This window comes from Streptococcus mitis, assembly GCF_001579035.1.
Taxonomy (GTDB): domain Bacteria; phylum Bacillota; class Bacilli; order Lactobacillales; family Streptococcaceae; genus Streptococcus; species Streptococcus mitis_J.
Genome location: NZ_KQ970291.1, coordinates 76376 through 83877 on the forward strand (window position 1 = coordinate 76376; position 7502 = coordinate 83877).

General features: G+C 40.1%; 7 protein-coding genes and 1 pseudogene. 1 reads left to right on the forward strand and 7 read right to left on the reverse strand.

What is annotated here, in order from left to right; genetic code table 11:
- Positions 1 to 124: 124 nt before the first annotated feature.
- The 6 genes from SMIDD26_RS09435 to SMIDD26_RS09460 form a co-directional block, all read right to left on the reverse strand.
- A complete protein-coding gene (locus SMIDD26_RS09435) occupies positions 125 to 1291 on the reverse strand; it encodes an SIS domain-containing protein (RefSeq protein WP_061439933.1) in 1167 nt (388 codons plus the stop codon).
- A gap of 86 nt (positions 1292 to 1377) precedes the next feature.
- Positions 1378 to 1782: a PTS sugar transporter subunit IIA gene (locus tag SMIDD26_RS09440; protein ID WP_078905660.1), complete on the reverse strand. Its 405-nt coding sequence runs from the start codon at positions 1780 to 1782 to the stop codon at positions 1378 to 1380.
- Between the two features lie 6 nt (positions 1783 to 1788).
- Positions 1789 to 2604, reverse strand: a complete 816-nt coding sequence (locus SMIDD26_RS09445; RefSeq protein WP_050235419.1) for a PTS system mannose/fructose/sorbose family transporter subunit IID — start codon at positions 2602 to 2604, stop codon at positions 1789 to 1791.
- The gene (locus tag SMIDD26_RS09450; protein WP_050235418.1) at positions 2591 to 3496 is read right to left on the reverse strand and encodes a PTS mannose/fructose/sorbose/N-acetylgalactosamine transporter subunit IIC; all 906 of its coding nucleotides are present in this window, start codon (positions 3494 to 3496) and stop codon (positions 2591 to 2593) included. The genes SMIDD26_RS09445 and SMIDD26_RS09450 overlap by 14 nt, the downstream gene beginning before the upstream one ends.
- A 26-nt stretch (positions 3497 to 3522) precedes the next feature.
- On the reverse strand, positions 3523 to 3999 hold the full coding sequence (locus SMIDD26_RS09455; RefSeq protein WP_000156958.1) for a PTS sugar transporter subunit IIB: 477 nt from the start codon (positions 3997 to 3999) through the stop codon (positions 3523 to 3525).
- A complete protein-coding gene (locus tag SMIDD26_RS09460; protein ID WP_061439934.1) occupies positions 3996 to 5783 on the reverse strand; it encodes a glycoside hydrolase family 35 protein in 1788 nt (595 codons plus the stop codon). The genes SMIDD26_RS09455 and SMIDD26_RS09460 overlap by 4 nt, the downstream gene beginning before the upstream one ends.
- Before the next feature lie 347 nt (positions 5784 to 6130).
- Between SMIDD26_RS09460 and SMIDD26_RS09465 the strand changes: the two genes are divergently transcribed.
- Positions 6131 to 6847, forward strand: a complete 717-nt coding sequence (locus SMIDD26_RS09465; RefSeq protein ID WP_061439975.1) for a GntR family transcriptional regulator — start codon at positions 6131 to 6133, stop codon at positions 6845 to 6847.
- Positions 6848 to 7104: 257 nt separating this feature from the next.
- On the opposite strand, the pseudogene SMIDD26_RS09470 reads toward SMIDD26_RS09465, so the two are convergent.
- Positions 7105 to 7350 (reverse strand): annotated as a pseudogene (locus tag SMIDD26_RS09470) (adenylosuccinate lyase); the annotation flags it as partial.
- Between the last annotated feature and the right edge of the window lie 152 nt (positions 7351 to 7502).

Genomic DNA, 7502 nt, shown 5'->3' on the forward strand with positions numbered 1-7502 from the left:
AGATAGAACTGACGAAGTCAGCTCAAAACACTGTTTTGAGGTTGTGGATAGAACTGACAGAGTCAGTATCATATACCTACGGCAAGGCGACACTAGTATGGTTTAAAGAGATTTTCGAAGAGTATTACTTTTGATATTCGTGGATGATGACACCTTGTACCACACGGTTTACTGTACCTGTAGGAGACGGTGTATCAGGTTTATTTTCAACCTTGAGTGAAGTCAATAGGGCAAAGAGTTGAGCATAAACGATGTAAGGGAAGACACGATAAATATCATTCAAGACACCGCCACAACCAAGGACCACTTCTTTGACATTTTCAAGACCAAAGGCTTGATCACTCAAAAGCACAACACGACGAGCAATCTGATCACCTGCAACTTCACGAACCAAATCCAAATCATACTTACGAGTATAATCTGTCGTTGTACCAAAAACTAAAACGACTGTATCTTCGTTGATCAATGATTTTGGACCGTGACGGAAGCCGACTGGGCTTTCATACATGGTCGCCACTTGGCCAGCTGTCAATTCCAAAATCTTGAGCTGAGCTTCATGAGCAAGTCCAAAGAAAGAACCAGCTCCTAGATAGATGACACGGTTAAAGTCTAAATCAACAAGCTCTTTGACATCTTCTGCATTATCTAAAACTTTACGGGCAAGACTAGACACAACTTCAAAACGTTCAGCTTTCACAGCAAATTCTGTAGGATCAAAGACCAAGAGTGCTGTCAACATCATAGATGTAAAGCTAGAAGTCATGGCAAAGCCAGCATCATTAGAGGTAGCTGGTTGCAAAAGCAAGAGATTGCGGTCATCTCCATGAGCTTGAAGAGCCAATTTACCATCTGCCGCACAAGTAATCGTCACTTGATAAAGCTCATCTACCAAGGCTTTGGCCAAATCAACAGTCGCCACACTTTCAGGCGAGTTCCCACTGCGAGCAAAGGATACAAGGACAGTCGCCACATCTTTTTTCAAATAAGTTTCTGGATTGGCAACGATATCGGTGGTCGCAATAGCATTGAAATTCCATTTGCGTTCGTCGTAGACTTCCTTAAAGTAAGGTACCAAGGTATCTCCCACATAAGCAGAAGTCCCAGCACCTGTCAAAATAACCTTGATATAGTCATGTTTATCAGCAATCCCTTGTAGGAAGGCTGCAATTTCTTCACGTTTTGCTTGATAAGATTCAAAAGCTTCTTTCCATACATCTGGTTGTTGGTAGATTTCACGTGTAGTGATTTCTGCACCCAATTCAATCAAGTCTTCTTTTGTATAATGTAGCATTGAGTTCCTCTTTTTCTATTAAAGATGGGAATGGGAGTAAGCCCCATTCCCATGTATATTCTATATAAAATGCTCTAAGTCACATCTTATTCATCTTCGTCATCATCGAAGCCCGCTAACAGGTCATTAACTTTCACAATGCTTTCTGCAGCACGGTTCTTGTAGTCCGCATCTGCGCCTGTAAGGCTAGCATTGATAAATTCAATCACCATCGGAAGATTCATCCCTGCATAAAGTTCGATGTCACGACCTTCCATGATCAAACGACTGACCACGTTACAAGGTGTCCCACCGAGAAGATCCGCAAAGACTAGGAAATCATCCAACCCTTCAATAGCAGCTTCAAATTTTGCAGTAAAGTCTTCTGGGCCATCTTCTGGAAGAAGAGCCACTGTGTAAATGTTGTCTTGTGGGCCCATAATCATTTCTGTGCTACCTTTAAGCTCCTCACAGAAGCGACCATGGCTCACCAAAATTAATGATTTGGTCATAAGGAATTACATTCCAAATGCAAAGTGACCAAGGGCAGAAAGACCTACTGCAAGAGCGATAATGATACCGATAGCTTTAGTAGAAGTCATACCTTTCTTACCAAGCAACCAGAAGATAAAGGCAGTAAAGATTGCTGGAAGCAAACGTGGGAAGATTTGGTTCAAGATGTCTTGGAAATCAATCATCTTTTCACCGATTGGCAACTTGTAAGAAATTTCAAAGTTGATCATTGTTGCTACAAGAGCACCCATCATGAAGACACCAAGTACAGATGCAGCGTCAATCAAAGCTGTCAAGGTACTTTGCATGTTGTTGATAAGGTTAACCCCTTCTTTGTAAGCAAATTCCAACTGTTTCCAACGGAAGATGTCATAAGCAACTGCAACTGCAATCCAAAGGAAGATACCCCAAGGTTGGCCAGCGATAGCCATAGTTGCTGCGACTGACCCCATGATAGCAGGTACAAGTGAACCAAAGATTGTATCTCCAAGAGGAGCGAATGGCCCCATCAAACCTGTCTTGATACCGTTAACGGCGTCTTTTGAACCCACACCATCTTTTTCTTCCATGGCAAGGTCAAAACCAGCGATAATGGTATGGAAGAATGGTGAAGTATTGAAGAATTGAGTATGAACTTTCATCATTTCTTTCAATTCAGGAGTGCCATCCCCATACATTTTACGCAATTGAGGCAAGATCATGTAAAGGTAACCAGAGGCTTGCATACGTTCGTAGTTCCAACCTAATTGGAAAGTAAACAAGCTACGTTTGTTGATTTGATTAAAATCTTCTTTTGTAAGTTTGTAATTAGAATTCGTCATCTTCGATTTCCCCACTTTCTGATGGTGTAGAAGGTGCTGCTACAGCTACTTTTTGGCTATTTTTGAAGTGAAGCACTGCAAGGAAGATACCTACGATAGAAATACCAATCATAGACAAACCTTTGAAGTTGTTCACGAAACCAATTTTTTCAGCAACTTCAGCAGGAAGAGTACCTACGATACCAGCAACAGCGCCACCAAGACCTGTTACATATGAGTAAAGAACAGTCAACATAGCTGTCAAACCGAATCCCATAGCAAGGTAGTGAAGGTTACGTTTAACTGGAAGGTAACGAAGCAAGATTGCAAATCCAAGACCTGGAAGCATACGTCCTGCAAGTGTCAAACCATCTGCAATCCATTGGTATTCTGTCACTAAGTCTACTACATGTTGCACAAAGGCACCACCAAAAGCAAGGGCAAAGAAGACTGGAAGGGCACGAGATAGAGCCCAAGGAATCGCACCAAGCAAGTAGTTGCGTTCAATACCTTTATAGTCAAAGCGTTCGATTGCAGCATCCACACGGTGAGCGAAGAAGGTAGTAGTCATACGACCAAGAACGTCGAAGTATGTCAAGAGAGCTGCTACTGGTACAGCGATTGTAGTAATTGCAAGCGGTGCATCAATTCCTTGTGAAACAGAGAAGGCTGTCGCAAGAACCGCACCAGAAGTTGCGTCGATACGAGAAGCACCACCGAAAGTACCAACCCCAAGAACGAACAGTTGCAAGTTACCACCGATAAGCAAACCAGTAGTCACATCTCCCATGATTAAACCAGTAATGAAACCAGCAAATACAGGGGAACCTGCAGATGAAACGATCGTCAACTCATCACAGATTTGATAAGCTGAGTACAAAGTGAGAAGTAAAATTTGCCACCATTGTATCATAACAATGACCTCCTAAAAATTTTTTCCTATTTTAATAAGCTCAAAAAGTCTGAAATTGGATCATTTGGAACCATTTGAGCAGTAAGTTTAACACCTTTTTCTGCCAGTTTGTGGAAATCTTCCACATCCTTGTCTACTACGTTGATAGAACGTGTAATAGAACGAGTTTCTGGTGTTTGAGACATATTCCCAACATTGAGGGTTTCAAGTGGTACACCTGCTTCGACCAAGCCAAGGAAGCGGTCTGGTTTACGAGCCACGATAAAGAGACGTTGGCTATCGTACTTACCAGCAAGAATATTGGCTGCCGCTTTTTCAATTGGCAAAATACTCAATTTCACACCTGGTGGTGTCGCAAGTTTCAAACCACTCTTTTCAATATCGTTGTTGACAACTTCGTCGTCTACAACCATAATGCGTGAAACATTTAGTTTTCCAGCCCAAAGATTGGCTACTTGTCCGTGGATCAAACGTCCATCGATACGGCATCCTACAATTGTCATAAGTTTTCCCCCTTTATGTGTTTTAGTGTAGGTTTACGAGTTAAATGAATCTCTTCTTTATATTGACCTTCTGTTTCAAAGATAATGATGCGGTTGGCACCTTCCTTGAGATAGCTATGAGGGATATAAAGTGAGAGAGTTGGGCCGACGTTCCAAAAACGTCCTAGATTCTGCCCATTGACAAAGGCAACTCCCTTACCAAACTCAGACAAGTCTAGGTAAGTATCTTTTGGCTCTTGGACTGTAAAGTCATAAGCGTAAAAGGCTGGTTGTCCTTGAGTCCATCCTTTTGAAAAATCAATTTTCTCAGGATTGTCTAGTGGGAGTGGATAGTGTTTCCAGTTTAGTAAGAAATGCAAATCCTTACAAACCCCTGTCCGAATTCCCTTACGTTGCGTATCCGCTAAGAACTTGTGACCGTAGTTGACACGCCCCATATTTTCTATCAATATGTCAATCCTAGATAACGCTTTCTTTTGACCTTGATAAAAAATATCTTCCCCAATCTCTGTCTGATATTGGGTTTTAATCCACTGACCATCGACATAAAGCTGAGCCCTATCTCGACCGTCAATGATACGAAGTCTTTCTTCTTCTGCATCCCAGTTTGTTTCTGTTCGATAGAGTAGGTAGCCATAGCTTTGTCCCAACTCCTCCATCTTTTGAGGATAGAGACTTTCTATCGGACTGGACAAGCTATCTAAGGTTTCAAATAAGGAAACTTTTTCAACTAGTGGAATAGCATCCAACTCCATACTCTCTTTGTAGAGTGGTTCTAACTGCGGATACTCTGGGAAATGGGTTGCCATCATCTTCTTTACTACCAGATATTTGGCAGTTGGATTTCCTTCTTCATCCAGAAGGGCATCATAATCATAAGATGTAACTTGTGGCAGGTCCAAAGTCCCTCGAGCCGAACAACCATTCATGAAGCCAAAGTTTGTACCACCGTGGAACATGTAAAGATTGATAGAGCCTTGCTCCAAAACTTCTCGAACTGCATCTGCTAATTCTTTTGGATCCCGTGTGATAATCGGTTCTTTCCAACGATTAAACCAACCATCCCAGAACTCCATACACATGAGCGGCCATTTTTTGCCATGTTCATCAAAGAATTCCTGCATCTGTGAAAAGTTGTAAGGTGCCTTAGAACCAAAGTTTCCTGTTACAAAGAGGTCATCTTCGATTAAGGTTCCAGCTTTCAGAGTAGCTCGCCATGGACCATCTGATGTAAAGAGGGGACAGGTTACGCCACGCTCTTCCATCAACTGTCGAATCGCTCTCAGATAAGCCTTATCTTCTCCGTAAGAACCATACTCATTTTCAACCTGCATCATGAGGATATTGCCACCATTGTCCAACAGATGTGGAACCAGTCGTGGCAAGAGCTGGTCATAATAGTGACCGACAGCTTCAATATAAGCAGGATCTGAGGAACGAATCCTCATATCCTTGGTTAAGAGCCAGGCTGGTAAACCACCGAATTCCCACTCCGCACAGATGAAGGGTGACGGACGAACGATAGCGTAGAGACCCAAATCTTGTGCTGTCTGAAGAAACCTCTCCAAATCCAGAGCCCCTTCAAAGTTAAACTCGCCCTCACGAGGCTCGTGTAAATTCCAAGCAACATAAGTCTCTACCGTATTAAAGCCAAGAGCCTTCAAGTTATAGAGCGAATGATACCAATCTTCTGGAGGAACCCTAAAATAATGAATGGCGCCAGATAAAATCTTAAATGATTTTCCATCGAGATAGAAATCATCTCGTATCTCAAATCGTGTCATAAAACTACCTTCTGACCGCGAAAGTTTACGCTTTCATTTGTTGTTATGGTAATTATAAACCAATCTGTTTGAATTGTCAATAGAAATTGTCGGAATATTTGCTAGAATTTTACTATTATACACACGTTCAATTAGTTTCAAACATTTTCAGACCCATTTCAAACGCTCTTTAAATTCGGAATAGAGAACCTAAAATAATTTTGTATAAAATACATTTATAAAATACGTGAAATGCCTATGTAGCTTAATTTTTCAAACTATTATTCTAATTTTTTATTCAAAAGACTACTATTTTTTTCGCTTTTATGGTAAAATTTTCTATGGAGAAGGAAAATAGAGGTAAAAATATGGCAATTCCCAAATATCAATACATAAAAGACGAATTAAAAAATAAAATCATCTCTGGGCAGTTTAGCAGTGGAGATAAATTTTACACTGAAGCAGAGCTCATTTCAATGTACGATGTCAGTTCTATCACAGTTGTCCGCGCCTTAAACGACCTTGCTAAAGATGGCTATATTGTCCGCCAACAAGGAAAAGGAACCTTCGTTTCACGTGCACGCAAACACAAGCTTGTAGAGTTTTCAGATATTGAACTCTTTAATGCTAAAGATGATAAGGTAACTGTTCTTTCAATTGAACGCGGAAACAAGCTCGTTTACTTGGAAAAATTGGGTCTACGCGGCGATCAATTCTACTACAAGATTGAACGTGTCCGCGAATCAAACGGTGTCGTTTATATCTACCATACATCCTACATCCCAGAACAATATATCAACGCAAATTATCCAAACCTTGAATACTATAGTTCTATCTATAACCGTTTCAAGTTAGACTACCACATTCACATGAATGATGAACACTTTGAAGAAATCAACGAAATAGTCTTTCCAACTCCAGAACATGCGGCTTCAGTCCTCGGAGTCGATGAACAATTCCCTACTGTCCTACAAACTAAAATTACCAAACTCGAATCAACTGGTCAAGTTTTAGGATACAGTGAAACTTACAAACGATCTGATTATTACAAGATTAAATTCATCTCATGTGACCGTGATCACTAAGAAGAAAGCCTGAGCCTAATCGCTTGGGCTTTTTCTATGCTTATTATATAACATAGTAGATTGAAATAAAATATGGATAAATCGATTAGGAAATTTAAAGGAATTTCTAGTAATATTTTAGAAGTCACAGTATACTATTCTATATTCAACATATTATAAAATATTGGTTATTTTTTCAAAAGCACTTTAATAAAAAAGAAAAAATCGAAGTTCTGCTACTCCTATAAATGGAGTAATAGAAATTCGATTTTTTCTAATTATCCTAATCCAAGACGTTCAAAAATATCATCCACCCGTTTGGTATAGTAAAGAGGGTTAAAAATCTCATCGATTTCCTCTTGTGTGAGGCGTGATGTCACCTCTGGATCTGCTTCTAGCAATGGTTTGAAGTCTACTTGATTGTCCCAAGAATAGGCTGTTTTTGGTTGTACCAAGTCATAGGCTTGCTCACGGGTCATGCCTTTTTCAATCAAGGTCAACATGGCACGTTGGCTAAAGATGATTTTTTAAATTATTAAACTCCTATCATCTTATTTTGAATAATTTTGAATCCACGAAATCAACATACCCGAAGTCATCAAGTAAGATAGTACTGAAAAAACAATAATCATTATAATTAATAAAAATTGCGACTCTAAAAATGATGTATTATATA

What these genes read in the sequence shown, in the direction of transcription:
- SMIDD26_RS09435 (WP_061439933.1), bottom strand. Translation starts at nt 1,291, where the DNA reads ATGCTACATTATACAAAAGAAGACTTGATTGAATTGGGTGCAGAAATC.
- SMIDD26_RS09440 (WP_078905660.1), bottom strand. Translation starts at nt 1,782, where the DNA reads ATGACCAAATCATTAATTTTGGTGAGCCATGGTCGCTTCTGTGAGGAG.
- SMIDD26_RS09445 (WP_050235419.1), bottom strand. Translation starts at nt 2,604, where the DNA reads ATGACGAATTCTAATTACAAACTTACAAAAGAAGATTTTAATCAAATC.
- SMIDD26_RS09450 (WP_050235418.1), bottom strand. Translation starts at nt 3,496, where the DNA reads ATGATACAATGGTGGCAAATTTTACTTCTCACTTTGTACTCAGCTTAT.
- SMIDD26_RS09455 (WP_000156958.1), bottom strand. Translation starts at nt 3,999, where the DNA reads ATGACAATTGTAGGATGCCGTATCGATGGACGTTTGATCCACGGACAA.
- SMIDD26_RS09460 (WP_061439934.1), bottom strand. Translation starts at nt 5,783, where the DNA reads ATGACACGATTTGAGATACGAGATGATTTCTATCTCGATGGAAAATCA.
- SMIDD26_RS09465 (WP_061439975.1), top strand. Translation starts at nt 6,131, where the DNA reads ATGGCAATTCCCAAATATCAATACATAAAAGACGAATTAAAAAATAAA.